Consider the following 26,484-nt stretch of genomic DNA (forward strand, 5'->3'; position numbering starts at 1 on the left):
CTCGCCGGTCTTCCAGTCATCCCTTTCGTCATCTCGCCGCCGCTGACCTCTGGGCGTCGCTCGGAAACCCAGGGCTTCGTCAATGTGCTGTTCAAGCTGCACAGTTCGCTCTGGATGGGCAGCACGGGTAAAGCGTTGCTCGCCTGCGTCGCGCTGATTTACCTGTTGCTGCTGATTTCGGGACTTGCATTGTGGTGGCCGCGCTCCGGCGCGCCGAACTTGCGCGTTGAATTGCGCAGGGGACTCAGCCGGGCACTGTTTGACCTGCATCGCGTCGGCGGTGCGTCGCCTGGTCTGTTGATCGCACTATCGATTGCGACGGGCGCCTATATGGCGTGGCCGCCGCTCGGCGGTTTCGTCACGACACTGAGCGGCGGCCGGGCCGTGCCCGTGCCGGTGCTGCCGCACACGTCACGAGCGCCGCGGCCGATGCTGCCGCTCGATAGGCTGGTCGCGCGGGCTCAGGCGCAATTCCCTCGCGGGGCCGTCAGCCTCGTCCAACTCGCGGAGAAACCCACTGCCCCTCTTCGCATACGGATGAAATTGCCGGACGACCCGCATCCTAACGGCCTGACGTCGGTCTGGATCGATCAGTTTACCGGCGACGTCCTCGCTGCACGACGCTGGGACGCACTCGATCCGGGAGCGCGCGCGGTCGCCGTGGTGTACCCGTTGCACACAGGCGAACTGGGCGGACCCCTGCTCGAGAGCTTGCTCGCGATCGGCGGTTCGGCGTTGAGCGCCATCGCGGTGACGGGGATTTGGCAATGGCGGCGCCGGCGAAAAGTCAGACTCCAGCGCGTTACCGTTTGATCCTCAAATACGCCCGGCTGATCGCGGGCCGCGTATGCACCCATAACCGCGAAGCCAGCCACGAAGCCGGCCGGTCTCGCACTTCCAGGCGGGTGATCGAGCGAGCCGCGCCGTCATGACGTCCCGCATAGTTCGAACCGGTCTCGCACGTGTAAAAGTGCCGGAAGCCGGCCTGAGCCGCGATGCGCCGATAGTCGTCGTCGTGGTATCCCTGTGGCCAGCACAGATGATCCGATACGGCGCCCAGTCTCTGCTCTAGCGTGGCGCGTGCGCTGGCGAGATCGCGTGTCAGCCCGGCGCATTTCTCGTCTGCGTTGGCGCACACCCGATCCCACCGCACATGGCTATGCGTGTGACTGTGAAATTCGAACGTGCCGGCTTCACGCATCGCGTCGATCTCCGACCAGCGAAGAATGGCGCGATCGGGTTCGCCGTTTTCGATCGCCACCTCGCCATCGCGGTGATTGAGCAACGCGGGTACCACGCCGCCCGAACGCGCATGCGCACGGACCGGCCCGTCGCCGATCCAGCTCGTCACCAGAAAACACAACGCGGTCAATCCGTGCGCCTGCAGAACCGGATGCGCATGCACCCAGTTGTCCAGATAGCCGTCGTCGAAAGTCAGCACGACGGACTTCTTCGGCAAGGGTTCTCCCGCCAGATAGGCCGACAGTTGCGCGCTGCCGACGCTCGTGTAACCCGCGCCGGCCAGATACGCCATTTGCGCGGCAAAGTGTTCCGGCGACACCGTGATCATGCCTGGCGAGGTGCTGATGTGGTGATACATCAGCACGGGCACCGCGCGTGCGAACTTCGTCATGCTGCCGCCCGCCGTTCGCCGTAGTACGCGCGCCGGGCATAGATGCCGCGCATGTAGCAGTCGATCGTTTCGTTCGCCATGGCGTCCACCGTGAAACGGCTATCGGTATTCAGACGCGCGGCAAGCCCCAGGCGCGCGCGCAGCGGCGCATCGTCGATCAGACGCGCCAGCGCGCTCCGCAATGCATCGATATCGTGCGCGGGCACGAGCAGGCCGTTCACGCCGTCGTCGATCAACTCGGGCACGCCGTCGACGCGCGTGCCGATCACCGGCAAACCCACCGCCATCGCTTCGATAAACGATTGTCCGAGCGCTTCCTGATGGGTCGGCAAAACGAACAGATCGCAGCCGCGCAGCACGTTGGTAATGTCCGTGCGAAAGCCGAGCAGATGGATGCGCTGGGACAAGCCCATGTCATCGACGATCGTCCTGATCTTCTCGAACCACACGCCGTCGCCCGCCATCACGACATGCAGATTGGGGCGCTCGGCCAGCATCGGCCGGACGGCGGCGATCAGGTCTTCGTGGCCTTTCTTCTCGCGGACTATCGCCACCATGCCGGCGACGACCGCGTCGGCGTCCAGTCCGAGTTCGTCGCGCAACGTGGAGCATGTCCCGGCTTCCGGCTTCAGGATGCCGTCGTAAATCGTCTCCACGCGATGTTCCTGCACGCCCGCGGAGATCAGGTACTTCCGCACATGATGGCTGACCGCGACAACGCGATGAGGAATCCAGTTGTACGTGGCAAGCGATGTGATCGGCAACGCCAGATGCCGCGTGCGCACGATGAACGGCGTCCGCGCGAGCCGCCCCGCCATGCCGGCGACGAGGCTGTCATGGCCGCTGTGCGTATTCAGCACATTGAAGCGACGACGCTCGAGCAGCGAGCGGATCGTGAGCATGGAGCGAACGTCGGCCCCTGCCCGCATGCGCGCGTGATGCACGCGGAAGCCTTCAGCGTGCGCGCGAATACCAAGGCGCGCGTCTTCCGGACAAACGAGCTCGACGTTATGGCCCAGCGCCCGCAACGCGATCATTTCCTTGAGCGTGCGAACCTCCTGCCCCCCCCATCCCCGCGACGACTCACTATGAAGAACACTTAATGCTTTCATGCGCTGACTGGCTCCCCGGCGCCCTTCCTATGGACGACGACCCGGTTCGTAATAGTTTGTAATATTTGCCCCGGACTGCTGCGACCTTGGGGCAAACGCTGTGTTCATGGGGGGAAGCGAATTTGAAGTTGCGTCAGCCGGTGACGGATGACGTCCGTGTTAAACGGACTGGCATGACTTCTCGTTGACACTCAACTTTCAAGTTGTGGCGGGAGTATTTGGGTAGCTTCCCGTTTTGTAAATAGCCAAACACACTGATCCGGACGGATTGAATCGGCGCAAACGTTGTCGCCGGGTAAGTGTTGGTTTTTGCGCAGTTGAAGCGGCGGGGAAAAGGGAGAGAACGCAGAAAGCGCTTGACTGGGGGTGACGTTTAGCGTGGGTTGAGGGCGTCGGGAATGCCTTCAGTTTTTGCCGCGATGGCGACTGCGGTTTCGAACGCTAGTCGTATTGCGGTGGATGGACCGCCGCAATCTGCAGCGCGACCTCAAATGACCGATTTCATAAGAGGAATAATCGATAGGCCGCGCTGCCCTTTTACTTTGTTCGCTTACACCGTCGCCACCTTCGCTTCCAGGAACGGCATGATATTGCCCATCGCGCGGGACACGTAGGCCTCTTTTTCTCCGACTGGAGCGACGTAATGCAGTGCGCTTTCCGCCGCGTCGATTCCTTCCAGACGGGCGATGATCCAGGCGGCGAGGTAGGTCGAAGCCAGACAGCCCCCGGCGGTCGCAACGTTTCCGCTGACGAAAATGGGCTGATTCAACACGTCGATACCCGCTTCCTGAACCCACGGCCTGGTCGTCAGATCGGTACATGCCGGCACGCCATCGAGCAGGCCTAACTTGGCGAGCACAAGCGTGCCGGAACATTGCGCGGCCAGCAGCTGTCTTGACGGGTCGAGTTGCAACTGCGCCATCAGCGCACTATCGGCGACGACTTCACGTGTCTGTCTGCCGCTGCCCACGATCACCGCATCGGCATCACAAGCCTCTTGCAGTGAAGCCTGGGCTTCGATGACCACGCCGTTCATCGACTTGACCCGCGCGGCGGGACAGGCGATCGACACCCGCCAGCCCGGCTTCCTGACGCGATTGAGGACGCCGAGTGCGATAAGCGAGTCGAGTTCGTTGAAGCCTTCGAAGGTAAGAATGGCGATGTGCATGATGTGCTCCGCGAGTCCAGGGGCGCTTGCTGTTTGCCGCCGCTACATGGAGCCACGCCAATGAAAGCCGGCCAGCCCCACAGCTGCGCAAAACAGAGTTGCGATGCGAGATCGTATGGCCGAGAATCAATACAATCAAATAATTGTCATGGATACATTTGCCCATGCCGACCTCCCGGTACAAGTTGCTGGTCGACAGAATGGCGGCCGATATTCGCACCGGACGCCTCGCGCCCGGCACGCGCTTGCCGACTCACCGGCAGCTCGCCGCCAAGGAGGGACTCGCGCTCGTCACCGCGTCGCGGGTCTATGCCGAGCTCGGGGCGATGGGATTGGTCAGCGGCGAAACCGGCCGCGGCACCTTCGTGAGAGAAATCTCCCTGCCTCCGCGCCTGGGCATTGACCAGCATGCCGGCGCCGCGGGTTTGACGGACCTCAATTTCAACAATCCGTCCCTCCCCGGCCAGGCCGAACTTCTCAGAAGCGCTCTGCGTCAGCTCGCGTCCTCCGGCGATCTGGATGCGTTATTGCGCTATCAGCCGCACGGCGGCCGGACGCATGAACGGGAGATCGTCGCGCGTCACCTGTCGTGTCGAGGACTAGCCGTCAAAGGCGATCAGGTTGTGATCGTAAACGGCGCGCAGCATGGTCTGACAGCCACTGTTCTGGCGCTCCTGAAGCCTGGCGATGTGGTCGCGGTCGACGCATTGACCTATCCGGGGTTCAAGGTGCTAGCCGAAACCATCCGGCTCGAACTGGCGCCGCTTCCGGTTTCCGACCAGGGCCCCGACCTGAACGCGCTCGAACGCTTGTGCCGAACCAGAAAAGTGCGTGCCATCTACACGATGCCGACACTCCATAACCCGCTAGGCTGGGTCATGAACGCGCATCTTCGGCACGAGTTGGTGTCGATTGCCAGAAAGCATGGACTGCTCATCATCGAGGACGCCGCGTATGCCTTCCTGGCGGGAGACCCGCCGCCCCCGTTGGCAGCGCTCGCACCTGAGACGACGGTGTACGTCTCGGGACTATCGAAGAGCATCGCCACCGGCCTGCGGGTCGGTTTCGTTGCCGCGCCCGATCGCTGGGTCGCACCGATCGAGCGTGCGATCCGGGCCACCACCTGGAACACCGCCGCGGTGATGACCGCCATTGCCTGCGGCTGGCTGGACGATGGCACCGTCACACGTCTGGAGATAGAGAAGCGCCGGGATGCGAAGGTCCGGCAATCGATGGCCGCTGAGGTCCTCGCCGGACTGCGACGCGTTTGTCATCCCGTGTCCTACTTCCTCTGGCTTCCTCTCGCAGAGGAGGTTCGCGCCGACGTGGTGGCGATGGCGCTCATGCGCGAGGGAATTTCAGTCTCGACAGCCGAGCCTTTCTCGACTTCGGAGCATGTACCCCATGCGATTCGCGTGGCGCTGGGGTCCGTTGAATTGACCACTCTCCGCGAGTCGTTGGAAAAGATTAAAAGCGTCATTGCCTCGTACACCTATTGAAGCGCACCGTCGTGGCTCGAGAATACCGAACCGACAAAACGACCAACTGGATGGCCGTGCTGACCACGATCAAGAGTCATGTTCCGACTGGAATCGTGTTCACGGGTGGCGATACGCAGGCAGCCTCGTTCGCGCAACAGGCGCAGAAACTCGGCCTGAAGGCGAAACTGATTGCAGGCGATGAAGCGTGCACGCCGCAGTTCATCAAGCTGGCCGGATCAGCCATGACGGACAACATGTACTGCACGCTGGCACGCGTGCCGCCTTCGAACATGCCGCAGGGCGACGCGTTCTTCAAACGCTTCCAGCAACGCTTCGGCATACCTGTGCAGCTCTACGCGCCTTATGCATACGACGCCGTGATGGCCATGGCGGGTGCGATGCAGGCAGCCGATTCCACCGACCCGAAAGTCTGTTTGGCCAAGCTCCAGACTTTGAAAATAGATGGCGTGACCGGCCCCATCCAGTTCGATGCGAATGGCGACATTCGCAACGGCGCGATCACCGTTCGCCAGTGCGGGCAACGCGACTGGCACGATCGCAGCGTCCTCAGGTAACGATCGGGGCTATTCCTCGAGATCGACAGGCACCGTCAAGCCGACCTTGACGCGGCTCATGCTGACCAGCGTCTTGAAGCGCTTGACGTTGTTGTTCGCGAAGAAGAGTTGCCGGGTCAACTCGTTGTACTGCTCCATATGCCGCACCGTCATGACGAACACGAAGTCCCACTCGCCGGCGACGTAATAGCACTGCTGAACTTGCGGACACTGTGAGAACGTCCGCTTCATCGCGTCCAACAGGTCGATCTGTTCGCTCTCGACCTCGATGGACGTGATGATCGTGAGAGGCGATTCCACCTTCTCCGGCGAAACGATGGCGGCATACCGTTCGATCACACCTTCGTCGGCAAGACGGCGCAGGCGCCGGTTCACGGCGGCAGTGGACAGACTGACGCGTGACCCAAGCTCGTTCTGCGGGATCTGCGCGTCCTGCTGTATTTCGCGCAGCAGCTTTCTGTCGAAGGTATCGAGAGTCGCGGCCATAGTCGTGCTTCAACCCGGTTAAATGAGATTTTTTTTCATAAACAACCCGCATTTTGCGTCATATCTATGCGAGTCAAGCAATATTATTTTGGTGAAAGGTGATGCGTCCGGGGTGGGCTTCGCGTCCGCTTCCGACTGAAATCACTTTGTCCAACCGTCTTTCCGGAGTTCAATTGCAATGCTCATTGCCAACAAGCATGCGTCGCGTACGTCCTACCCCGATGACCTCACGCGGATCCTGAACGTGGCGGCGGCCCAGCAAAGCCGTGCATGACTGTCTCATTGGGATCACCTCAATCCAAAGGCAACGCCGCTCTGGAATTTACCCGATGCCGCGGCGCGACTGGGCGTCGCGAAGCTATGCGTGAAAGACGAGTCGGTGCGCTCTCCTCTCGGCAGCTTCAAGGCGCTGGGCGCGCCCATCGCCCTGGTCCGGCTGATCCTGCGCCTTTGGCCGATGCTTGACCTCCACGCAATCGCCGTGATCGAAGGACGCTGCAAAGACATGCTCACGCATCTGACGGTGATCAGCGCGACGGACGGTAACCACGGCAAGGCGCTGGCGGCGGCCGCGCAAACCGTCGGCTGTGAATGCGTGATCGTGCTGCATGCCAACGTGAGCGTCGAACGCGAGCAGGCGATCGCCGCCTACGGTGCGAAGATCGTCCGCATCGCGGGCAATTACGACGAGTCGGTCGAAGAGGCAGCCCGGCTTGCTGCTGCAAACGGCTGGCATGTCGTTTCGGACACCTCGTACGAAGGCTATGAGGACATTCCTCGCGACGTGATGCAGGGATACGGGACCGTGGTAGCCGAAATCATCGAGCAAAGCGCCAGCGATCAGGACGGCCCGGCGTTCACCCATGTCTTTCTGCAAGGCGGCGTGGGCGGCCTTGCAGCGGGTATCGCGAGCTTTCTGTGGGAGACCTATGGCGCGGATCGGCCGCGCTTCGTCGTGGTCGAGCCGCAGCAGGCCGATTGCCTGTATCAAAGCGCGCTCGAAGGCCGCGCGACGAGAACTCGCGGAGCGATCGATTCGCTTATGGCCGGGCTGGCTTGCGGCGAGACATCGCCGCTCGCGTGGAAAATCCTGCAGCCTTGCATCGATCACTTCATGACCATCCAGGACGACGATGCGATCGATGCCATGCGCACACTGGCCGCCGGCTCCGGGCGCGATGTGCCGCTGGTGGTTGGCGAGTCGGGCGCTGCGGGTTTCGCGGGCCTGACCGCGCTCATGTGCGACGCGAACCTGGCGCGAGTGGTCGGCTTGAATGCGGATTCGCGAGTGCTCGTCATCAGCACGGAAGGCGCGACCGCGCCCGCCGTCTACGCGCAATGCGTGGGCGAAACGGCTGCGTCGGCACTGGAACGTCAGGCCGATTGGCTCGGTCACCTCGCCCGCTCACCGGCAGATATGGCATGACGCGTCGACATGCATTGAATTCGAACAGGATCTGAAACCATGGAAACCTCCCTGCAATCGCAGTTGAAAAGCTGGCGTCAGCATCTGCATCGGCACCCGGAAACCGGCTTCGAGGTAGTCGCGACCGCCGATTACGTGGCGAACATTCTGCAAACCCTCGGCCTCGAGGTACACCGTGGAATCGGCGGTACCGGACTCGTGGCCAATCTCACCGTTGGGTCGGGAAAAGGCGTGATTGGACTGCGTGCCGACATGGATGCGCTCAATATCCTCGAAAACGCGCCTGACCGTTCGCACGCGTCGTGTACGCGCGGCAAGATGCACGCGTGTGGTCACGACGGCCACATGTCCATGATCCTCGGCGCGGCGCGCCTGCTTGGCGAGCGGCGGGACTTCAGCGGCACGGTGCGGTTTATTTTCCAGCCGGCGGAGGAACACGGCCGCGGTGCAAAAGCGATGATGAGCGACGGGCTCTTCGAACGCTTCCCTGTCGACGCGATCTTCGGTGCGCACAATATGCCTGGCCAGCGGGCCGGAACATTCGCGACCCGAGCCGGCGGAATCATGGCGAGCGAGGATAACTTCGTCATCCATATCAAGGCGCGCGGCACGCACGCGGCGCGACCGCACATGGGCGTGGATCCGATCGTGATCGCGTCGCAAATCGTGCTGGCGCTTCAGACCATCGTTTCGCGCAACCTGGATCCGGGCTTACAGGCCGTGATTTCCTGTACGGAGTTCATTACGGACGGCATTCGCAACGTCATCCCGTCGAATGTGACGATCAAAGGCGACACGCGCAGCTACGCGCCGGAGGTGCAGCAAATGCTCGCCACCCGCATGCGCGAAATCAGCGAAGGGATCTGCCACGCGCACGGGGCGGAGTGCTCGTTCGAATACACGCACGAATTTGCACCGACCGTGAACTCGGCGGATTATGCGGAGCTCGCCGTTTCAGCGGCCCGCAATATCGTTGGCGCGGAAAACGTCGAAGCCAACGTGCAGCCCATGATGATCTCCGAAGACTTCGGCGCCTTCCTGCAGGTCGTGCCGGGCAACTTTGCCTTCATCGGCAACGGGGATACGGGCAAGACGGGCGGCGTGCCGTTGCATAATGCAACGTATGACTTCAATGACGATATTTTGCTGACCGGTGCGCGATACTTCGCGGAAATAGCGAAGCTCGCACTACCTCTTGCCCGAGACCGCTGATAAGCTCGTCGCCGTTTGTCGAGAGTCCGGCGACAGGGGCCGTCTCCTTCACATCATTACGAACGCAAACACCGCCATGAAAGTTACCCCGGTTGTTGAAGACGCGATCTTTCACGCCCCGGAAGTCGTCACCCTGCGGCAGGACCTTGCGCTGGCACTGCGTGCCGCCGCGCATCACGGCCTTGGCGAAGGGGTATGCAATCACTTCAGCATCGCATTGCCCGGCGAGCGCGGGCTCTTCCTGCTGAATCCGCGCGGCCTGATGTGGAGCGAAATCAAGGCGGACGACATCGTCATCGTGGATGGTCTCGGCAATCGTGTCGCCGGCCGGCATGAGGTCGAGCCTACCGCCATGTTCATCCACGCGGCGGTCCATAACATCGCGGGCAAGCATTGCGTGCTGCATACGCATATGCCCTATGCGACGGCGTTGACGCTGACTGAAGACTGCGGCCTCGATACCACGCTGTCGCAAAACGCAATGCGCTTCCACGGCCGGATCGCCCTGGACCGCGAGTACAACGGCCTGGCACTGGACGCCGGAGAAGGCGAACGGATCGCGCATGCGATGAATGGCAGCGACATCGTATTCCTCGGCAACCACGGCGTGGTGGTGTGCGCGGAGCGCATCGACTACGCGTACGATGATCTTTACTATCTGGAACGAGCTTGCCAAAGCCAGGTGTTGGCGCTTTCCACGGGGCGCGCACTGAAGCCGGTGAACCCTGCCGTCGCGACTCGCGTGGCAAAGCAGGTGCAAAGCGAGCGGGCACAGTCGGAACTGTTCTTCACGGCGTTGAGGCGCACACTCGGCGAACCCGGGTAGCGGCGTACGCCGTTCTGCCGGTTATCGCCTGTAGCGTCGAGTTCCCGAACCATGCACTTACGCCACGCTCGAGACGGGGTTGCGGCCGCGCCGCGTTTCGTGCAGAGTAGCAACTAATGAATGACGAGAAAGCGAAGCCAACCGGCGATCCGCCTCGATCATTTCAGCGCGGCATCTTCCGCTATTGAATCGAAACGAGTACAGGACGAGCAGCAAGACATCATGGACTTTTTGAGCATTCTCCCGCAACGACCTCCGGTGCCCGCTATGGCGGCCGGAGTCTGCTCGAGAACTCAATATGCGCGACAGAGAGGCTAAGCGCCTGCGCCTCGCGTGAGAATCGATGATCCGGACGCCCCTTGCGGGCGTTTTTTCATTTCAGGCCTGTTTTTACGCTGAATTCTGAATCCGGAGCACATCATGAAATTCTCACAGCAATTTTTCGCCAACAGTTTCTTCGAGCAGGACAACACCCGGCTGGAACTGACCGATCTCGCCCGCAAGGCATGCCTCGTCCATCAGGACGCCGCGGGACTCTACTCCTGGATGTCGTTCGGCCTGAGAGCGCAGCGGCGCGTCGAGAGCATCGTGCGCGAGGAGATGGAGCGCGCCGGCTTTTGCGAAATCCAGATGAGCCTGCTGCAGGACGCCGATCTGTGGCGGCAAACCGGGCGGCTGGACGTGTATGGCGACGAGCTGATGCGGCTCACGAGCCGCTCTGGCCGGCTGTTTTGCCTTGGCGCCACGTGCGAGGAATTGGCCACCAACATGGTCAAGACGCACTACAACCGGACGGACATGAGTCTGGGCCTCTATCAGTTCGGCAACAAATACCGCGACGAACTGAGGACGCGCGGTGGCCTCGCGCGCGCCAAGGAGTTCATCATGAAAGACGGCTATGCCTTCAATGCCACGGAAGACGGCGCGCGCGCAGCGTATGAGGCCGTTCGCGAAGCCTATCTGCGCATCTTCCGGCGATTGGGCCTGGACGCCATCGTGAAGTCTAGCGACAACGGGGAAATCGGCGGCCAAAGCTCGGAGGAGTTTCATGTCCTCAGCGAGCTCGGCGAGGACGAGACCGACGGCCAGAAATCGCTCGAGTGCGCGCACATTTTCGATCTGGGCGACCGCTATTCCAAGGCCATGGGGTTGGTGAACGCCAAAGGCGAATTCGTCAGAATGGGTTGCTTCGGCGTGGGCGTCTCACGCCTCGCCATGCTCCTGCTCAGCCGACAGCGCGACGAGCGCGGCTTTTGGGGCAGCGAGTCGTTCAATACCTTCGACGTTGTGCTCACCGTCATTGACTGGGACCGTCAGGAACGCCAGGAGGCTGCCCAGGCGCTGCTGCGCGATCTGCAAACAAAAGGATTGAGCGTGCTGGTCGACGATCGTCTGGCGCAAGCCGGAAAGAAGCTCGCCGACGCCGAGTTGATCGCGTGCCGGCAACGCGTGGTGGTGAGCGGCAAAGCATCCGCTTCGGGCCGCTTCGAATGGATGGACCGGCGCACCCTTGCGCGTGAAGAGGCGTCGGCGGCGGAAATCGTGGCGCTTTGCGCGAGATAACGCCGACAACGTGTGCGCTTCGGCATCTGCTCTAAGACGGCCTCGTTACTGATTTGCGCACACCCGCAAGCAGAGGGAGCGTCATGTTAGCAGCGGGGTTTTCGTGCGCGCTCACAGGACTTGCGCAATGACCGCCTCACTGAAGCCACTTCCGCACATCCTTCTCCCATTCCGGGTCGCCGCAGCCTTGTGGGTTTTCCGGTCCGAGCACGGTGATGTAGCCTTTGCTCTTCATGCACGATTCGTAGGCGCGAACTTTCGTGCATTGCCCCGGGCCCGCGTTGCGCGACACGGCTTTGCATTGCGCGATCGTCCTGTCCATCGGACCGAAGTCCGTATCGCTGGCCTGGTTGAGCATCGGCGCGTCGGCGCCCGACGCGGAGAACTCGACCGGGCCGGTCTGTGCGCAGGCACTCAATGCACCTGCCAGTACGGTGATGAAGAGAAGGTGAACACGCGGTTGCATCGGGCAACTCCTGTTTGCAGAGGTTGCGAAATCATACGCCAGCGCGGGTGTATATCGTTACCGTCAGCGCGCATGGAAGCGCCGAGCATGGATTCACACGTTTCTCACCAGCGCCCGGCCGTGTCATGATTTGACTACCGGAGCGTTTCGCCTCGACCAATGCGTTACCGGCTCCGAACGCCCGCGGGCTTTCACCTCAATGGAAACCTTCAACACCGACATGACGACGCCCACATCGAATGCTTCCCCCGGTACGGCCCTGGCCCGCCTGAATGCCCTCGGGCTCGCCTTGCCGAATGTGCCCGCGCCGCGCGGCGCGTTCAAGCCGTTTTCACGCTCCGGCCCGTTGATCTTCCTCTCCGGACAAATCTGCGAATGGGAAGGCGAAGTGCGATTCAGCGGTCCGGTCGGCGAAGTTCACGACCTTCAGGCCGGACAGCAAGCCGCGCAGATCTGCGCGCTGAATCTGCTGGCAGCATTGCAGCTCGCGCTGGACGGCGACCTGGACCGCGTGGTCTGTTGCCACCGCGTCGGCGGCTTCGTCTATGCGACGCCCGGTTATCCGGACGTGCCGAAAGTGATCAACGGGGCGTCCGATCTCTTCTTCGAGGTATTCGGCGAGCGCGGCCGGCATGCACGGACGGCGGTCGGCGTCGCGACCCTGCCCGCCGCGGCGTCCGTGGAGGTGGAGGCTATTTTCGAGGTTCGCTAAGGCGTCAACGTGCGGGCCGTCAGCATGTGATCTTTTCCAGCATGCGCTTCGGCCGCGAACATATCGACCAGTTCACGCGCGAACAGCGGCAGCGCGTCGAAATCGCGCACGCAGACATGGAGCCTGCGCAATGCCCAACTATCGGTCAACGCGATCGCGGTGATGCGCATGGTCGGCACGAGCCGGCGCGCCACGGAGTCGGGAATCACGCCGATGCCGACGGTCGCCTCGATCATCCGGCACACCGCGTCGAAATTGCCCATCTCAGCGCGAAAGCGGAACGGCCGCCCGGCCTCGGCGGCAGCCCGCACAAGAAACGCGTGAATCGCACTCCATTCCGACAAGCCCACGTAATCGAACGCGAGCGTCTCGGCGAACGCCACCGCCTCACGCCCCTCGAGCACATGACCGCTCGGCACGATCAGCACGAGGCGATCGTCGCGACATGGCAAGTAGTGCAGGTTCTCCGCAGGCGGACAGCCCGCGACAATGCCGAGATCGGCGGCGCCGTCGGCTACCGCCCTTGCAATCGCCTGACTGCCGCTCTCGCGCAGCTCGAGGTCAACATCCGGATGCGAGGCGAGAAAACGGCTCAGGATGTTCGGCATCACCTCCATCATCGCCGTGGTATTGCCGAGCACGCGCAGCCGCCCTTTGACGCCGCGCGCGAATTCCTGCATATCGCCGTGCAACTGCTCGACCTGCGCGATCAGAATGCGCGCATGCCGCATCAATTCCTCGCCGGAACGCGTGAGCGTCACGCCCTGATTGGTGCGGTACAGCAAAGGCGTGCGGAAATAGTCTTCGAGGTTCTTGATCCGCATGCTGGCCGCGGGCGCCGACAGGTGCGATTTCTCGGCCGCCCGCGTGAGACTCAATGATTCGCCGATGTTCACCATCAACTGCATGTCGGTCAGATCGAAGTGCGTCGCCATAACGTGGATTGTCTCCTCAGCGGCAAACCGGGGCGCGGGTGTCACGCTTTGCACGTCACCTCGCGCGTGACTTATGTTACCTCCTCCGGCGTGCCGCATCATCATGGCGATGTTCGCAAGCGCGCATTCAGACCAGGCCGAGGTCTTTGCGCACATTCGGCAAAAACTCCATCATCGCGACCTGGAACAGGAACTGCGCGCCCTGGATCATGATGAAGTTCATGCCGGCGTCGTGCAGCCGTTTGACCCGTTGGCGCATTTCCTCCAGCGTATAGGCATAACTCGTGTTGGCGCCGACCATGATGCCGCGCTCGTGCGCTTTCTTCACACCACGATCCACCAGCTTCCACAGGTCCGGGCTATTGAAGTCCGGTTTCTTCGCATTGCCGCCCAGTACTTTCGACAGATCGGTCATCGCGAAGAAGAACATCTTCAGATCGGGATGATCGAGTACCTTGTCGAAGTCGTCGATGCCGCCCTGGCTCTCCACGTGCGGAATGATGTACGTGGCCTGCGCCATCTCATCGGTGCGTTGTTCCCATTCGCGGTTGTTGAACGGATGAATCCATAGCGCGCGCCGGTGCCAGTCGCGCGCAATTTCCAGCGCTTCATTGATTTCCTGCAGGCCCGAATGCGAGATCAGCACGTATTCCGCGCCCAGACCTTGCAGTCGCGACAGATCGACACCGATGCGCGCATCGTAGCCATGCCACGGATTGGTCTGCATGCGCACAACCGGCGTAATGCCGGCCGCCTCGCAGGTGCGGATCATATTTTGCACGTCATGGAAGTCCATGCCGGTAAACATCATGTCGATCATGATCCAGTCGAAGCCGAGATGCGCGCACAGTTCCGCGGTTTCGGGATCGTTCGCCCACACGCCGAGTGCGGTGCGGCCTGACTTCATCGTGTCCATCAGCATGTTCTTCGGTTTCATACCCTGCTCCTTCAGACGCCCGCGAGCGGGCAGATTACGCAGATGGCTGTCTGCTTCAGTTCGGTGTGACCGGTTGCATGGAACGCGGCGCGCTCCAACTGCGAAAGCAGGTCTTGAGAATCGCCATGAAGACGATGCCGACCGCCATCTGCAACAGCGAGTAACTCGCTAGGCGCGAGAAATCGCCGACATTCCACGCTTCGAATGCGAGTACGGAGAACGTACGGTCCGCCGCGGTGTAGAGAATCACGACCATCGAGAGTTCGGTCATGAAGAAGCTGAACAGCAGCAGCCACGCTGCGATCACGCTGGCGCGAATCAGCGGCAACGTGATGTGCGTGAACGTGCGCAACGGTCCATAGCCGCAGACGCGCGCGCTTTCTTCGAGCTCGGGATGCACCTGGATCAGGCTGGCCGACACCGAACGCACCGCATACGCGGTAAACCGGCCGACGAACGCAAAAACGATGATCAGCGTGGTGCCGTAGACGGAGAGTGGCACGTTGATCCAGAACAGCAGCATGCCGACGCCGAACGCGATGCCCGGCATGGAAATGGGCAGCAGGATCACGTATTCGAGCAGACCTTTGCCGCGCAGCCGGGTCCGCACGACGATCCACGCGATCACGATGCCCGCGACAGTCGCCGTGGTCGCGGACACCACCGAGATGAGCACGCTGTTTTGCAGCGTGAACCACACGTCGTCCGATTGCAGATAGCCGATCGCGGTGGTGAGGGAGTACTCGCCGGACCAGGTGTAGCGCGACAGCGCCGCGGCGATCAGGATCGCGATCGGCGCGAGGATCGTGGACACGACATAGAGCGCCGCGAGCGCGCCGGTAGCCCACCGCCAGCCGCCGAGTTCGACGAGCCGCGGCCGGAAACCCTTGCCGCTGATGGTCGTGTAGATCCGCTTGCCGACCAGCACGCGTTGCAGCCACGTGGTGAAGCTCGACAACGCGAGCAGATAGATCGACAGGACGGCCATGACGCCATAGTTGGGCGGCACTTCCTGCGAGCCGATCCAGATGCGCGAGGTCAGCATGAGAATCTGCCGTGACCAGCCCAGTACCACCGGCGTGCCGAACAGGCCGATGGCGATCGTAAACGCGAGGACTGCGCCGGACAGCACGGCCGGCGTGAGCAGCGGAATGGTGATGCGGCGCATGGTCTGCAAGGGCGTGAGGCCGCACACCTGCGCCGCTTCCTCTAGGCTCGGGTCCATGCTGCGCAGCGCCGCCGCGACGATCATCATCACGTACGGCGCGAGATACAGGCCGATCACGATCAGCATGCCCCAGCGGCTGTACACGTCCAGCGCGCCGGGCAAACCGAGCGTCGCGAGGAGCCGGTTCATGATGCCGCTGCGGGGCGCGGCGAGCAGCGCCCACGCGACCGCGCCGACGAACGGCGGAATGAAGATCGGCAACTGGCTGATCCATTGCAGTACGCCGCGCATCCACGTATCGGTGCGCTCGAAGATCCACGCGAACGACACGCCGAGCAGCGTGGCGATCGTGGCTGCGCCGCCCGACACGAGCAGCGTGTTGGCTAGGGCGTCCCAGTAAATCCGCTTGCCCAGCACCTCGGCGAAATAGCGGCTCGTCAACGATGGCGCGCCTGCGTCCACGTCGAAGACAGCGCGATACAGCACGGCGCACAGCGGCGCGATCACGAGGACGGCGACGGCGCCGCAGATCAGCACGACCGCCATGATCGCCGGCAATTGCTGCATGATCCGATGGCGCTGCACCGCGTGACGTTCCGAAAGAGGCAGATCGGCCAAGCTCACGCTCCTATCACGCGTATGTCGTCCGCGGCCACTTCGATGCTGATCGCGTCGCCCGGCCGGCGTGGGCCCGCGTCGAGTTGCACGACGCTCATCTGGCCGAACGCGGTATCGATCCGATACTCAGTGCGATTGCCGACGAAACTCGCCTCCGCAACGCGCCCGGCGATCGAGCCAGGCGCGCCGGACTGGCGCACGCGCCACTTCTCCGGGCGAATGCACAACAGTTCACCGGGCCGCGGCGGCTGAGCGAGCGCGGCGGGCAACGTCAGTCCGCCGGGCATCGCGAAGACCGCGCCGTTCGCGCCCATTTGCCATTCGTAGTCCGCGATGATGTTCGCCCGCCCCAGAAACTCCGCTGCATGACGCGTGGCGGGACGATCGTAGAGATCCTTCGGCGCGCCCTTTTGAATCACCGTGCCCGCGTGATACAGGTAGACGGTGTCGGCAATCGACATCGCTTCTTCCTGATCATGCGTGACGAACAGAATGGTGCGGCCGAGACGCCGCTGCAATTCACGGATTTCGATGCGCATCTCCACGCGCAGTTTCGCGTCGAGATTGCTGAGCGGCTCGTCCATCAGAATGACGGGCGCCTCGGACACGATGGCGCGCGCGAGCGCCACGCGCTGCTGCTGGCCGCCTGATAACTGCGTCGCGCTGCGCTCGGCGAACGTGTCGAGGCCGACAAGGCGCAGCGTCGCCATCACCGCGTCGCGTGCCTTCGCGCCGCTGACGCCGGCCGCCCGCAGCGGCAGGCCGACGTTTTCAAATACGCTCATATGCGGCCAGATTGCGTACGACTGGAACACCATCGACACATGACGGCGTTCGGGCGGCACCCACAGCGCGGGCGCAGCCTGATACACGGTACGTCCCGCGATTACGATCTCGCCATCCGAGGGCCGCTCCAGTCCCGCGATACAGCGCAAGGTCGTCGTCTTGCCGCAGCCGCTCGCGCCGAGCAGCACCGATATCTGCGCCTCGGCGAAGCTCTCGCTGACCGACTTCAGCACCGGTTGCGCGCCATAGGATTTTTGCAGGCGGCGAATGATGATCGACATGCGTGGCCTCACCTGATTCCGGTTGCTTTCTGCCACAACTCGATGAGCTGCGTCTGCTGCCTGAGCGCGGCGTCGATGTCGAGCGGCAGCACCTTTACTGTCTCGAGTTTCGGCATGCCTTGTGGCGGCGTCGAACCGTTACGCAGCGCGTACTCGTTCGCTCTCTGGATGATCGTCTGCGCATCGCTCATCATGAAATCGACGAACAGCTTCGCCGCCGCGGGATGTGGCGCGCCCTTCAGCACCGCGACCGAAAACGGCGTGGACACGGTGCCGGATTTGGGCACGATGAATTCTAGCGGCGCGCCCTTCGCTACCGCGCCGCTATAGTGGTTGTTGACCACATAAAACATCAGCGGCTTTTCGCCCGACAGCATCTTCGACAGACCGGCCGGCGTGGTCGGTGTCAATTCCGCGCCGGACTTGATGAGTCCCTGGTAGATCGCGACGGTGCGCTGTTCGCCGAAGTTCTGGTACAGCGTCGCAAGCAGCGAGAAAGCCGCCGACGACGTACGTGGGTCGTAAAACGTGATCTGGTTCTGCCACTCCTGCTTCGGGTTGGCGAAATCCATCCAGTCCTGCGGCGGCTGCATGCCGTTCAGATACTGCCTGTTTGCGCCGACACCGAGAATCAGCGTCTTCACACGCTCAAAGTCCTTTCCGGCGGGCGCGGCATCGGCGGGGAAGTTCTTCAGTTCCGGCGAGTGATACGGGTCGAGCAGTTGCTCGTTCTGCATCCGCGTGAAGACGTCTTCCAGCGAGAAGAACGCGTCCGCGGCCTGCTTGCCTGCAGTGCGCTCGGCGATATGGCGGTTGTAAATCTGCCAGCAGCCCGCCACGTAAGAACTGACCTTGATCTCCGGATAGCGCTTCTTGAATGCGTCGAGATATACCGGCGTTTGCGGCGGATCGCATCCGTAGACCACGAGGCTGCCCTCTTTCTTCGCCTGTTCGATCAACGCGGGATCGCTCGCGAAGGCCGTGCGCGAGACCATCGGCAAGAGTGCAAGCAGCAGTGCCAATACGCCGATCCACGTTCGCATCGGGGCTCGTAGCATGTCTGTCTCCAATGGTCTTATGTTATTTCTCGCGCCGTTCACGGACGCTCTGCGTCGTGGGCTTATCGAGCATCGCCGATAATCGCCGCATACGGAATTTCGATATGCTGAACGTCGATTTAAGCGTGGATGAAGATCCGGGTTATCGCGCATGCGCGCTGTGTTTTGCGCGAAACAGCTTGCTTGTCACGCAGGCCGATCTATAACGTGAATCCTGTTGGCCCATGATTTCGGGCTTCGAATTTCCACATGCGATGGAGTTCACAATGGCATGCACACCCGCCGGCAACCGCACGCTTTCGCAAACGCTCGCCGCGTTTGCTCACTCGCTCAACCTCGACGAAGTGCCGCGCCACGTATGCACGCGCGCCAAGCATCTGATCCTCGACGCGGTCGGTATTGCGTTCGCGTCCCATCGCAACGAATTCGCCGACGTGATGCTGCGCGGCATCAGGGCGCTCGGTGAAGGCGGCGTCAGTCCGGTGATCGGCAGCAGCGACACGCATACGGTGCGCAATGCGGTGCTGCTCAATGCGGCGCTCATGCACGGACTCGATTACGACGACACGCATATGAAAGGCATCGTGCACGCAACCGCCTTCTGCGCACCGGCAGCGCTCTCCGTGGCCAACGAAACCGGCGCCGGCGGGCGCGCAGCGCTCGCCGCGTATCTGGTGGGTATGGAAGTCGCCACGCGTCTGGGCGCGGCAGCGAAAGGCGGCTTTCATCATGCCGGCTATCACCCGACCGGTGTGCTGTCGCACTTCTCGGCCGCGTTGATCGCAGGCCGCCTCTATGGACTGGACACCGCGCAGCTGGCCGCCGCGCAAGGCATTGCCGCGAGCACCGCTTCGGGCGTGCAAGTGTTTCTCGAAGAAGGCACGTGGTCCAAGCGGCTGCATCCCGGCTGGGGCTGCGTTGGCGGCATCACGGCCGCGCGGCTTGCGCAGGCCGGTTTTGTTGCGCCATCGCGCCCGTACGAAGGGCGTTACGGGCTATTCGATTCGCACCTGCAGCAACACGCGGGCGAAGTCGATTACGTCATGGCGAGCGCGGGTCTCGGCGAAATCTGGGAAACGGAACAGATGGCAATCAAACCCTACCCTGTATGCCATTTTCTGCATTCGATCGCGGAGGCCGGCGCCGATCTGGCGCACGACGGCCAGATCGATCTGAGCCGGATCAGCCGCATTCGCGCACTGCTGCCCGAACCGGTCATGCCGATCGTCACCGAGCCGCTCGAGGCGAAAAGGCGGCCGAGCACGAACTATGAAGCGAAGTTCAGTGCGCAGTATGTGGCGGCGGCCTCCCTCGTGCGCGGCCGCTTCGGACTCGCCGAACTGGAGGCCGACGCACTCGCCGATGAGCGCATTCTGGCGCTATCCGCGCGGGTGGAATGCGTAGCGGACCCCGATAGCGCGTTTCCCGCCTACTACTCGGGCGGCGTGATCGTCGATACGGACGACGGCCGGCAACATCGCCGCTATTACCGCATCAACAAAGGCGCCGGCGAACGCGCGCTGTCCAATGAAGCGATTGTCGCGAAGTACTTCGAGAACGCGTGTTGGGCCGTCAGCCACGCACGCGCCGAACAGGTTCGCGATGCGGTGCTCGCGCTCGACGAACTGCAAAGCAGCGACCTGTGGGCCGTGCTTCGCGGCGGCTGAACCCGGCGCCGCAGGTGCACCGACAGCGCTCGCGGCGGATAGCGTGGCCCGTTATGCCCGGCTCGAAATCTTCTTGCAGTACTTGGCGACCGCCCGGCCGATGGAGATCTCGTTGCCCTTCACCCGTTGCGTCGGCGCGCCGACGACGATCGCATACGCTTCGCCGTTGATCCACACGTAGTGTCCGATCGAAGCGATCTCCGACTGATATCCGCCGATCGACACGAACCAGCCGCGCTCCTTGCCCTGCTCGATCAGGCGCTTGTAGCGCGTCTTGCTGGTCACGGTATTCGGCGCGTATTGCTCGAACTCGAGCTCCTCGATCAACGCGTTGCGCGCGTCGTCGTTCATCGCGCCGAGCAGCGCCTGCCCGGCCGCGCCGATATGCAGCGGCCGCTTTTCGCCGACCGTCGCCGCATAGCGCAGCGTTTGACCCGACTGCACGACTTCGAGGTAGTGCGATTGATGGCCGGTGCGCGTGGCGAGAAACACCGTCTCGCCGGTTTCGTTGCAGAGCTCCTGCAAGACCGGCCGCACGTGCGACAGCAACGGATCGTTGTCGATGATGATGCGCGCCTCGTCGAAGATACGGCGCGTGGGATAGTAGTCCGCCGAATCGTGCACGCGATACAGATAGCCGTTCGATTCGAGCGTCTTGAGCAGCGCGAGGCAGCTCGACTTGGGGAACTCGAGACGCTTGCTGATCAACGCGAGCGGCACCGCCTGCTTGAGCTCCGCGAACAATTGAAAAATCTCGACTACGCGCCGCGCGCTTTTGACATCCGAGTCGTTTGCGACCGTCATTGCGCCCCCGAGAAAGCCTAAGGAAAACCCGAATTCACGCATGGATGGACGGCAAACGCGCTTGCGCTGCGTTTGCACATCGCCTATTCTGAGTTCATGGATAAGCATAGACGTTCACATATATGAACGCAAGACATTTTCGGAGCGGGCGGCGTCGAGCGTGTGAGAGTGCGCCTCGGCCTTGCTGACAGGCGTCCGTCACGTGTATCGCGGAGGAGACTCGCATGGCATCGAGCATCATCGTCAGGCCGCTGGCCGGTTCGCTGGGCGCCGAAGTGTTTGGCGTCAATCTGTCCGGCGAACTGGATCCTTCGACGGTTGCCCAGATCCGGCGCGCGTTCCACGAGTACCTCGTGATCTTTTTCCGCGAGCAAGATGCATCGGATAACGATCTTGCTCACTTTGCTCGTTATTTCGGTGAGCTTGCGGTGTTGCCGCCGCACCGGCAGCATCCGGGCGCGCTGCCGGAACTGCTGATCATCGACAAGAAGCCGGAAGACGCACTCGTCTTCGGCTGGGAATGGCATTCCGACACCACGCACCTGGAGATTCCGCCGCTCGGTTCGGTGCTTGCAGCGCGTATCCTGCCGCCGGTGGGCGGCGACACGTTGTTCGCCAATCAGTACATGGCATACGACACCCTCTCGGACGGCATGAAGACCATGCTGGGTGGTCTGCGCGCCGTGCATGCGAACGGCCACATTCTCGCGTCGCTCGAAGCCGAAGACGTGCTCGCGCAGGGCCAGGGCTACGGCAGCCATACGACGCTGTCCGCAGTGCATCCGGTCATCAGAACGCATCCCGAGACCGGCAGGAAAGCGCTGTTCGTCAATTCGCTGCATACGGAACGTTTCGAGAATATGACGGTGGCCGAAAGCGCCCCGTTGCTGCGCTTCCTGTTCGAACACTCGACGCGCCCTGAATTCACCTGCCGCTTCCGCTGGGCGCCCGGTTCGATTGCGTTCTGGGACAACCGCTGCTGCCAGCATCTCGCGCTCGACGATTATCCCGGCCAGCGGCGCCTGATGCATCGCGTCCAGCTACGCGGCACGAAGCCCGTGTAGGACCGCGAGGGGCCCTCAAACGCACGGGAACGAGACGCGCATTTCTGGAGGAAGACACCATGTCGATCGCAGAGGCAACTATCGAACGGATGCCTGTCGGCGCGGCGCACCGCCGGATGTTCTGGCTGCTCGGCGCGGGCATGCTGATCGATGCGTTCGAGTTGTTCATGCAGTCGGGCGTCGTGGCGTCGATGGTGCATACGAACTTCACCAGCACCAGCGGCGTCGCGCAGTTCATCTTCGCCACCTTCTTCGGGCTGGCGATCGGTTCGGTCATGAGCGGCACGCTCGCTGACCGCTTTGGACGCAAATCGCTCTACCAGTTCAATCTGCTGCTGTTCAGCCTCGCGACGCTCGCAACGGCGGCGGCGCCCTCGTTCACGCTTGTCGTAATCCTGCGCTTCATCGCCGGGATCGGACTGGGCGGCGAACTGGTGGTGGGCTACGCGATCATGGCCGAGATGACACCCGCGCATTGCCGCGGACGCTGGGGCGTGACGCTCGGGCTGCTGGTGAACTGCGCGCAGCCGCTGTCGGCGTTTGTCGGCGCATGGTTCCTGCCGGCGGTCGGCTGGCGCGCGATGTTCGTGGTCGGCGCGGTGCCGGCGCTGATCGTCTGGTATCTGCGCCGGGCACTGCCGGAATCGCCGCGCTGGCTCGAACGTCAGGGCCGCACGGCGGAAATGCATGAAGTGCTCGACGCGCTGTGGCTCGAAAATACCGGCGACGCGCACGCGCCGCGCGTCGCGCCGGCGAGCTTTCTACCGGAGCGCAATGAATTGCCGTGGACCGCGCTGTTCGGCCGCCACCGGCTCGGGCGCACGCTGTTCTGCTTTGCGATCGTGTCGCTGATCCTCGCGAGCCAGTATGGGTTTATCGGCTGGGTGCCGACACTGCTGCTGCATCGTGGCCAGTCGATTGTGCACTCGCTGACCTACTCCGCGGTCATGGCAATGGGTGCGCCGATCGGCATGCTGATCCCGATCTTTCTCGTCGACCGGCTCGGGCGTCGCACCGTGGTGGCGTCGGCGTCGTTTCTGGCGGCCGCGGTCGGCATCGGCTATGCGTTCGCACTCGATGCGCCGGCATGGTTGCTCGTCACCACGGGTTTTCTCGAAGTGCTATTCGTGCAGATCACCGCGAATACCGTGCTCGCCGTCTACCTGCCCGAACTCTTTCCGACCGATATCCGTGGCACGGGCTTTGGCGCGTCGACCGCAGTCGGGCGAGTGTCGGCCGCGATCATGCCGTATTTCGTGCTGTTCGTGCTGAACGGCTTCGGCTCGTTCGCCGTGTTCGTGATGTTGGCAAGCGTGCTGCTGCTGTTGTGCCTGCTGGTGCTCGCGGTCGGTCCGGAAACGCGCCGCAAAACGCTCGAAGATGTCGAGCGGGAAATTCTCGCGGGCGTGGACTTGAGCGCGGATCATAAGCATGCCAAGTCGCCGGCGTCCTGAGGAGGAGTAACAGAACTTGCCGCGCGCGCCTTCTTCCAAAGCCTCGCGGTGAGACGTTCAGCGCATGTGCGCGAACCGGCGAAACACATTCGCCTCTTCGCTGCGATGCGAGGTGACGCGCGCATGACTCATGGCGGGGTCGAGCAGCGTGATCCCGGACCACTCACCCTGCGCTGACAGTTCGTGAATCAGATCGACGATGGTCTGACACACCACGGAAGTCGCGGAATTCATCGGCGTCGCGCTGGACCAGCAGACGCTCGCCGGACGCTTCAACGCCGGCTCGACGATCCTGCGCACTCGCGGGCGCCTGGCCGGATCACGTTGCGCCAATGCCGACACCGGCAGGATCGTGCATGCCGCGCCCGATTGCGCGACTGAAATGAGCGTGGGAAGCGAGTCGATATCGGCGACGATATTCAACTCGACGTTCTCGCGCGCGAAGACCCGTTCGAGCAACAGGCGCAAACCGTTCGAGATGCCGGGCGCGACGAGTTTCACGCCGCCGAGTTGCGCGAGGGTGCAGGTTTGCGCGAGCGCGCCGACTGTTCCGCCCGGCTCGCCGAATACGTAGAGCTGTTCTTCGAGAACCGGCAGCGCGGTCACGCCCAGCGTGTCCGCGTCGCGAAACAGAATGGCCAGATCAATGCGTTCGTTGGCGAGCAGTTCGCTGATAAAGCCGCTCATGCTTTCAAAGAACTGCAAACGGATGCGCGGAAAGCGTTCCTGAATGCGCGCGAATAGCGGCATGGCGAGAATCGATGCCATGGTGGTCGGAAAACCCACGGCGACAGTGCCGCTTTCGGCATTTCCGCCCTCCCGCACTTCCTGCTTGAGTTCTTCCATTTGCCGCAATACGAGCCGGCTATGACGATAGAGCGACTGGCCCGCGGCGGTCGGCGCCACGCCTTGCCGGCTTCTGATCAACAGCTTCGTTTCGAGTTCCTCCTCGAGGCGGCTCATCTGCTGACTCAGCGAAGGCTGCGCGACATACAGCTTCTCAGCCGCCTTGCCCATGCTGCCGCAATCGACGATCGCAACGAAGTATCGAAGCTGACGGGTGTCCATGATTCGTGATCCTGAGTTTAACGGTCAGAGGTTATGCCTATGATGGACTCATTCAATTGGTATTTCCACGCAAACCACACTTCTTCTACAGTCTTTCAATTGGCATCACGCATGCGCGCCGACACGTTGGCGCCCGACAGGAAATGCAGACCGTTCTTCGCGAGAGAGAAAGCATCGATGGCGGCATAGCTGATATGCCGGCGAGCCAATTGATACTGCACGGCGATCAAAACAACAATGCACTCGTCGACTCCCCTTTCGCCCACTTCTATTTACGGCTCATGAATCCTGCAACCGCAACGACTTCATCCCACGCGCTGCTCTCCGTGCTCGCCGCTAACGGAATCGATCGCGTTTTTCTTGTGCCCGGTGAAAGTTATCTGGGGATTCTCGATGCGCTCGCGGACTTTCCACAGATCGACGTGGTGACGTGCCGCCATGAAGCGGGCGCCGGTTTCATGGCATGCGCGGACGGACGCTTGACGCGCCGCCCGGGCGTCGTGATGGTCAGCCGCGGACCCGGCGCGAGCAACGCGTCGATTGCGGTGCACACGGCGCAACAGGACGGCATTCCTCTGGTGCTGATCGTCGGACAAATCCCCAAAGCGGATTTGCGCAAGGAAGCGTTTCAGGAGATCGACTATCAAAGCATGTATGGTTCGATTGCCAAGTGGGTGGTGGAAGTCACGGAGCCGGAACAGCTGGCGGCCGCCGCGTTCAAGGCGCTGCGCATCGCCACGGCCGACACGCCCGGCGCCGTCGTGCTGGTCGTTCCCGAAGATATTCAGCAACAACGCGTCGAGCAGAATGCGTGGCGGGTGCCGTCTTCCATATCCACGGTTCCTTCTAACGCCGCACTTCAGCGTATCGCCCGTCTGCTCGAACAGGCGCAGCGGCCACTCATCATCGCAGGCGGCGCGTTCGAGGCACCGCGCGGGCGCGAATCGCTGCTGCGGCTCGCGCAAACGTACGATGTTCCCGTTGCGGTGTCGTTTCGACGCCAGGACATTTTCCCCAACCCGCATCCGCTGTATGCGGGCGATCTGGGATTGGCCAATCCGGCGGAGCAGATCGAAGCCTTCGAGTCGAGCGACTTCGTTCTCGCACTCGGCACGCGCCTGGGCGATATCACGACGCAAGGCTATCGCTTCCCGAAGCCGCCGCGCGCGGCGCAGACATTCGTGCATTGCCACGCGGACGGCCACGCCGTCGGTCTTCATGTGGCGCCGGATATCGGTGTGGTGTGCGATCCCGTCGCGCTTGCCGACGCGCTCGTCGGTGCGCACCGTTCTCATACGCGCTCGCAACAATGGCCCGCGCGCTTGCGAAGCATCGCCACGCGCATCGCCGAATGGCCCGACCGCACCGTCGAACCCGGTGACGGTCACGGCGACTCCGGTGGCAGCGTGCGATTCGTCGACGTCGTTCGTTCGCTGGCGCAGCGTGCGCCCGCGGATGCCGTCATCTGCGTGGACGCCGGCACGTTCGCCGCGCCCGTCTACCGCCATTTTCCTTTTTGCTATCCGCAACGCCTGATGTCACCGCTGTCCGGCGCAATGGGTTACGGCACGCCGGCCGCCATTGCGACGCAGTTGCGCTTGCCGGCGCAAAAAACGATCTGCCTCGTCGGCGACGGCGGCTTTGCCATGACCGGCAACGAGATGATCGCCGCGGTGGCGCGCCACTTGCCGATCCTGTTCATTCTCTCCAACAACAACTGCTACGGATCGATCCGCGTTCATCAGGACCGCACCTATCCGGGACGCCATGTCGGCACCACGCTGACCAATCCGGATTTCACCCTGATTGCCGGCGCGTGCGGCATCGACGCCGAACGCGTGACGGCTTCAGACGAAATCGACGCGGCCGTCAAACGCGGCCTCGCGGCACAGCGGCCCTATTTCATCGAAGTCATGTCGAGTATCGAATCCGTTCAGCCACTTTCGAGCGTGCCGTCGATGGCGCTCAACCAGGAGCCTTGATT

The 26,484-nt window shown here is 62.5% G+C and carries 24 protein-coding genes and 1 pseudogene; 12 read left to right on the forward strand and 13 right to left on the reverse strand.

Annotation, left to right across the window (positions count from 1 at the left end; genetic code table 11):
- The first annotated feature begins 42 nt into the window (after positions 1 to 42).
- Positions 43 to 813 (forward strand): PepSY-associated TM helix domain-containing protein, encoded by a 771-nt coding sequence (locus PQR32_RS20570; RefSeq protein ID WP_408231056.1) that lies wholly within the window; start codon positions 43 to 45, stop codon positions 811 to 813.
- Here the strand turns inward: PQR32_RS20570 and PQR32_RS20575 are convergent.
- The 3 genes from PQR32_RS20575 to PQR32_RS20585 form a co-directional block, all read right to left on the reverse strand.
- Positions 803 to 1,633: a polysaccharide deacetylase family protein gene (locus tag PQR32_RS20575; protein ID WP_408230888.1), complete on the reverse strand. Its 831-nt coding sequence runs from the start codon at positions 1,631 to 1,633 to the stop codon at positions 803 to 805. The genes PQR32_RS20570 and PQR32_RS20575 overlap by 11 nt on opposite strands.
- A complete protein-coding gene (locus PQR32_RS20580; protein WP_408230891.1) occupies positions 1,630 to 2,745 on the reverse strand; it encodes a glycosyltransferase family 4 protein in 1,116 nt (371 codons plus the stop codon). The genes PQR32_RS20575 and PQR32_RS20580 overlap by 4 nt, the downstream gene beginning before the upstream one ends.
- Positions 2,746 to 3,295: 550 nt before the next feature.
- Complete coding sequence (locus tag PQR32_RS20585; RefSeq protein ID WP_408230893.1) at positions 3,296 to 3,913, reverse strand: DJ-1/PfpI family protein; 618 nt, start codon at positions 3,911 to 3,913, stop codon at positions 3,296 to 3,298.
- A gap of 164 nt (positions 3,914 to 4,077) precedes the next feature.
- Here PQR32_RS20585 and PQR32_RS20590 point away from each other — a divergent pair, with 164 nt between their 5' ends.
- On the forward strand, positions 4,078 to 5,412 hold the full coding sequence (locus PQR32_RS20590) for an aminotransferase-like domain-containing protein (RefSeq protein ID WP_408230896.1): 1,335 nt from the start codon (positions 4,078 to 4,080) through the stop codon (positions 5,410 to 5,412).
- 11 nt (positions 5,413 to 5,423) lie between these two features.
- Positions 5,424 to 5,969 (forward strand): ABC transporter substrate-binding protein, encoded by a 546-nt coding sequence (locus PQR32_RS20595; protein ID WP_408230899.1) that lies wholly within the window; start codon positions 5,424 to 5,426, stop codon positions 5,967 to 5,969.
- Between the two features lie 9 nt (positions 5,970 to 5,978).
- On the opposite strand, the gene PQR32_RS20600 is transcribed toward PQR32_RS20595, so the two are convergent.
- Positions 5,979 to 6,455 (reverse strand): Lrp/AsnC family transcriptional regulator, encoded by a 477-nt coding sequence (locus PQR32_RS20600; protein WP_408230902.1) that lies wholly within the window; start codon positions 6,453 to 6,455, stop codon positions 5,979 to 5,981.
- 178 nt (positions 6,456 to 6,633) lie between these two features.
- On the opposite strand from PQR32_RS20600, the pseudogene PQR32_RS20605 reads away from it, so the two are divergent.
- The 4 genes and pseudogenes from PQR32_RS20605 (at position 6,634) to PQR32_RS20620 (ending at position 11,482) form a co-directional block, all read left to right on the forward strand.
- Positions 6,634 to 7,881: pseudogene (locus tag PQR32_RS20605) on the forward strand (diaminopropionate ammonia-lyase).
- 39 nt (positions 7,882 to 7,920) lie between these two features.
- Positions 7,921 to 9,093 (forward strand): M20 aminoacylase family protein, encoded by a 1,173-nt coding sequence (locus PQR32_RS20610; protein WP_408230905.1) that lies wholly within the window; start codon positions 7,921 to 7,923, stop codon positions 9,091 to 9,093.
- 76 nt (positions 9,094 to 9,169) lie between these two features.
- Positions 9,170 to 9,919 carry an aldolase gene (locus tag PQR32_RS20615; RefSeq protein WP_408230908.1) on the forward strand — a complete coding sequence of 250 codons (750 nt, stop codon included), beginning with the start codon at positions 9,170 to 9,172 and terminating at the stop codon, positions 9,917 to 9,919.
- A 420-nt stretch (positions 9,920 to 10,339) separates the two neighbouring features.
- The gene (locus tag PQR32_RS20620) at positions 10,340 to 11,482 is read left to right on the forward strand and encodes an aminoacyl--tRNA ligase-related protein (protein WP_408230911.1); all 1,143 of its coding nucleotides are present in this window, start codon (positions 10,340 to 10,342) and stop codon (positions 11,480 to 11,482) included.
- A gap of 136 nt (positions 11,483 to 11,618) precedes the next feature.
- Here PQR32_RS20620 and PQR32_RS20625 read toward each other — a convergent pair whose 3' ends face one another.
- Positions 11,619 to 11,948, reverse strand: coding sequence for a hypothetical protein (locus tag PQR32_RS20625; protein ID WP_408230914.1), 330 nt, complete (start codon positions 11,946 to 11,948; stop codon positions 11,619 to 11,621).
- A gap of 199 nt (positions 11,949 to 12,147) precedes the next feature.
- On the opposite strand from PQR32_RS20625, the gene PQR32_RS20630 reads away from it, so the two are divergent.
- Positions 12,148 to 12,660, forward strand: a complete 513-nt coding sequence (locus PQR32_RS20630) for a RidA family protein (RefSeq protein WP_408230917.1) — start codon at positions 12,148 to 12,150, stop codon at positions 12,658 to 12,660.
- On the opposite strand, the gene PQR32_RS20635 is transcribed toward PQR32_RS20630, so the two are convergent.
- The 5 genes from PQR32_RS20635 to PQR32_RS20655 form a co-directional block, all read right to left on the reverse strand.
- The gene (locus tag PQR32_RS20635) at positions 12,657 to 13,595 is read right to left on the reverse strand and encodes a LysR family transcriptional regulator (RefSeq protein ID WP_408230920.1); all 939 of its coding nucleotides are present in this window, start codon (positions 13,593 to 13,595) and stop codon (positions 12,657 to 12,659) included. The two genes, PQR32_RS20630 and PQR32_RS20635, sit on opposite strands and share 4 nt — an antisense overlap.
- Positions 13,596 to 13,722: 127 nt before the next feature.
- Positions 13,723 to 14,532: an aldolase/citrate lyase family protein gene (locus PQR32_RS20640; protein ID WP_408230923.1), complete on the reverse strand. Its 810-nt coding sequence runs from the start codon at positions 14,530 to 14,532 to the stop codon at positions 13,723 to 13,725.
- Positions 14,533 to 14,587: 55 nt separating this feature from the next.
- Positions 14,588 to 16,318 carry an ABC transporter permease gene (locus PQR32_RS20645; RefSeq protein WP_408230926.1) on the reverse strand — a complete coding sequence of 577 codons (1,731 nt, stop codon included), beginning with the start codon at positions 16,316 to 16,318 and terminating at the stop codon, positions 14,588 to 14,590.
- Positions 16,319 to 16,320: 2 nt separating this feature from the next.
- Entirely contained in the window at positions 16,321 to 17,385 is a 1,065-nt protein-coding gene (locus PQR32_RS20650) for an ABC transporter ATP-binding protein (protein WP_408230929.1), read from the reverse strand.
- An 8-nt stretch (positions 17,386 to 17,393) separates the two neighbouring features.
- Positions 17,394 to 18,443 (reverse strand): ABC transporter substrate-binding protein, encoded by a 1,050-nt coding sequence (locus PQR32_RS20655; protein ID WP_408230932.1) that lies wholly within the window; start codon positions 18,441 to 18,443, stop codon positions 17,394 to 17,396.
- A gap of 266 nt (positions 18,444 to 18,709) precedes the next feature.
- Between PQR32_RS20655 and PQR32_RS20660 the strand changes: the two genes are divergently transcribed.
- Positions 18,710 to 20,110: an MmgE/PrpD family protein gene (locus PQR32_RS20660; protein ID WP_408230935.1), complete on the forward strand. Its 1,401-nt coding sequence runs from the start codon at positions 18,710 to 18,712 to the stop codon at positions 20,108 to 20,110.
- A 51-nt stretch (positions 20,111 to 20,161) separates the two neighbouring features.
- Here the strand turns inward: PQR32_RS20660 and PQR32_RS20665 are convergent, their stop codons facing one another.
- Positions 20,162 to 20,914 carry an IclR family transcriptional regulator gene (locus PQR32_RS20665; protein WP_408230937.1) on the reverse strand — a complete coding sequence of 251 codons (753 nt, stop codon included), beginning with the start codon at positions 20,912 to 20,914 and terminating at the stop codon, positions 20,162 to 20,164.
- A 224-nt stretch (positions 20,915 to 21,138) separates the two neighbouring features.
- On the opposite strand from PQR32_RS20665, the gene PQR32_RS20670 reads away from it, so the two are divergent.
- Both PQR32_RS20670 and PQR32_RS20675 read left to right on the forward strand, forming a co-directional pair.
- Complete coding sequence (locus PQR32_RS20670; protein ID WP_408230940.1) at positions 21,139 to 21,978, forward strand: TauD/TfdA dioxygenase family protein; 840 nt, start codon at positions 21,139 to 21,141, stop codon at positions 21,976 to 21,978.
- A gap of 59 nt (positions 21,979 to 22,037) precedes the next feature.
- Positions 22,038 to 23,432: an MFS transporter gene (locus tag PQR32_RS20675; protein ID WP_408205423.1), complete on the forward strand. Its 1,395-nt coding sequence runs from the start codon at positions 22,038 to 22,040 to the stop codon at positions 23,430 to 23,432.
- Positions 23,433 to 23,489: 57 nt separating this feature from the next.
- Here the strand turns inward: PQR32_RS20675 and PQR32_RS20680 are convergent, their stop codons facing one another.
- Both PQR32_RS20680 and PQR32_RS20685 read right to left on the reverse strand, forming a co-directional pair.
- Positions 23,490 to 24,500: a LysR substrate-binding domain-containing protein gene (locus PQR32_RS20680; protein ID WP_408230943.1), complete on the reverse strand. Its 1,011-nt coding sequence runs from the start codon at positions 24,498 to 24,500 to the stop codon at positions 23,490 to 23,492.
- Between the two features lie 95 nt (positions 24,501 to 24,595).
- On the reverse strand, positions 24,596 to 24,730 hold the full coding sequence (locus tag PQR32_RS20685; RefSeq protein ID WP_408230946.1) for a hypothetical protein: 135 nt from the start codon (positions 24,728 to 24,730) through the stop codon (positions 24,596 to 24,598).
- Positions 24,731 to 24,781: 51 nt separating this feature from the next.
- Between PQR32_RS20685 and PQR32_RS20690 the strand changes: the two genes are divergently transcribed.
- Entirely contained in the window at positions 24,782 to 26,482 is a 1,701-nt protein-coding gene (locus PQR32_RS20690; RefSeq protein ID WP_408230949.1) for a thiamine pyrophosphate-dependent enzyme, read from the forward strand.
- Positions 26,483 to 26,484 lie beyond the last annotated feature (2 nt).

The organism is Paraburkholderia dipogonis (assembly GCF_046027395.1).
Taxonomy (GTDB): Bacteria; Pseudomonadota; Gammaproteobacteria; order Burkholderiales; family Burkholderiaceae; genus Paraburkholderia; species Paraburkholderia dipogonis_A.